The 2265-nt window shown below is 70.9% G+C and carries 3 protein-coding genes; all 3 read left to right on the top strand.

Annotation, left to right across the window (positions count from 1 at the left end; all coding sequences use genetic code 11):
• Window positions 1-368: phosphoadenylyl-sulfate reductase (locus ACFQ3T_RS36045; protein WP_380730559.1), on the top strand; the 368-nt coding region annotated here is incomplete at its 5' end.
• Window positions 365-1267: a sulfate adenylyltransferase subunit CysD gene (cysD, locus tag ACFQ3T_RS36040; RefSeq protein WP_380730557.1), complete on the top strand. Its 903-nt coding sequence runs from the start codon at window positions 365-367 to the stop codon at window positions 1265-1267. The genes ACFQ3T_RS36045 and cysD, both read left to right, overlap by 4 nt.
• Window positions 1268-2265: sulfate adenylyltransferase subunit 1 (locus tag ACFQ3T_RS36035; RefSeq protein ID WP_380730556.1), on the top strand; the 998-nt coding region annotated here is incomplete at its 3' end. It lies immediately after the preceding gene.

Below are 2265 nucleotides of genomic sequence, written 5' to 3'. Positions count from 1 at the left end.
TGAACCAGACCGACCCGACCAGGTGCTGCCAGTTGCGCAAGGTCATCCCGTTGCAGCGCACCCTGAAGAACTACGACGCGTGGGTCACCGGCGTGCGGCGAGTGGACGCGCCGACGCGGGCGAACACGCCGATCGTGCAGTGGGACGAGCGCAACGGCCTGGTCAAGGTCAACCCGATCGCGCCCTGGACCGACGACGAGTTCAACGCCTACATCGCCGAGCACGGGATTCTGGAGAACCCGTTGGTGCAGGCTGGTTACCCCTCCATCGGCTGCGCGCCGTGCACCGCGAAGCCGCTGCCGGGCGCGGACGCCCGCAGCGGCCGGTGGGCCGGGCTGGCCAAGACCGAATGCGGGTTGCACGGATGACCACCACCGCCCTGGACACCCTGGACCGCCTCGAGTCCGAGGCGATCCACATCTTCCGCGAGGTCGCGGGCGAGTTCGACCGGCCGGTGATCCTGTTCTCCGGCGGCAAGGACTCCACCCTGCTGCTGCACCTCGCGGTCAAGGCGTTCTGGCCCGCCCCCGTGCCGTTCCCGCTGCTGCACGTCGACACCGGCCACAACTTCGAGGAAGTCATCGAGTTCCGCGACAAGGTCGTGGCCCGGCACGGGCTGCGGCTGGAAGTCGCCAGCGTGCAGGACTACATCGACGACGGCCGGCTGGCCGAACGCCCCGACGGCACCCGCAACCCCCTGCAGACCGTGCCGCTGCTCGACGCCATCACCTCGCACCGGTTCGACGCGGTGTTCGGCGGCGGGCGCCGCGACGAGGAACGCGCCCGCGCCAAGGAACGCATCTTCAGCCTGCGCAACGCCTTCGGCCAGTGGGAACCCCGCCGGCAACGCCCCGAGCTGTGGAACCTCTACAACGGCCGCCACCGCCCCGGCGAACACGTCCGCGTGTTCCCCCTGTCCAACTGGACCGAACTCGACGTCTGGCACTACATCGCCCGCGAGAACATCGAGCTGCCGTCGATCTACTACGCCCACCGCCGCGAGGTCTACCTCCGCGACGGCATGTGGCTGGCGGAAGGCCCCTGGGGCGGCCCCCGCGACGGCGAGCACAAGATCGAGAAGACCGTGCGCTACCGCACCGTCGGCGACGGCTCCTGCACCGGCGCGGTCGAGTCCGACGCCGCCGACATCCAGGCCGTCATCGCCGAGGTCGCCGCCTCACGCCTGACCGAGCGCGGCGCGACCCGCGCCGACGACCGCCTCTCCGAGGCCGCCATGGAAGACCGCAAGCGGGAAGGCTACTTCTAGATGAGCGACCTGTTGAGGCTGGCCACCGCCGGCAGCGTGGACGACGGCAAGTCCACCCTGGTCGGCCGCCTGCTCTACGACACCAAATCCGTCCTCGCCGACACCCTCGACGCCGTCCACCGCGCCAGCGCCGACCGCGGCCTGACCACCCCCGACCTCTCCCTCCTGGTCGACGGCCTGCGCTCCGAACGCGAGCAGGGCATCACCATCGACGTCGCCTACCGCTACTTCGCCACCCCCAAGCGCTCCTTCGTCCTGGCCGACACCCCCGGCCACGTCCAGTACACCCGCAACACCGTCACCGGCGCCTCCACCGCCCAACTCGGCGTACTCCTGGTCGACGCCCGCAAGGGCGTCATCGAACAGACCCGCCGGCACGCCGCCGTCCTGGCCCTGCTGGGCGTGCCGCGGCTCGTGCTCGCGGTCAACAAGATCGACCTCGTGGACTTCGACGAGGTCACCTTCGCCCGCATCGCCAAGGAGTTCACCGCCCACGCCACCGCCCTGGGCTACCCCGAGGACGCCGTGGTCGAGATCCCCGTCTCCGCCCTGGCCGGGGACAACGTGGTCGAACGCTCCGACCGCACCCCCTGGTACGACGGCCCCACCCTGCTGGAACACCTCGAAACCGTGCCGGTCGACGCCGACCCCCACGACGCCCCCTTCCGCTTCCCCGTCCAATACGTGATCCGGCCCCGCACCACCGAACACCCCGACTACCGCGGCTACGCCGGCCAGGTCGCCGCCGGCACCGTCCGCGTCGGCGACGACATCACCGTCCTCCCCGCCGGGCTGCGCTCCACCGTCACCGGCATCGACACCGCCGACGGCCCCCTCGACCACGCCACCTCCGGCCAATCGGTGACCCTGCTCCTGGCCCACGACCTCGACATCTCCCGCGGCGACCTCATCGCCGCCGCCGCCGTGCCACCCAAGGTCACCGACGAGTTCGACGCCACCGTCTGCTGGCTCTCCGACAAACCCCTCACCCCCGGCGC

Origin of the sequence: Saccharothrix hoggarensis (assembly GCF_042678885.1) — a bacterium.
Classification (GTDB): Bacteria; Actinomycetota; Actinomycetes; order Mycobacteriales; family Pseudonocardiaceae; genus Actinosynnema; species Actinosynnema hoggarensis.
This window is presented reverse-complemented; position numbering and strand designations above follow the sequence as displayed.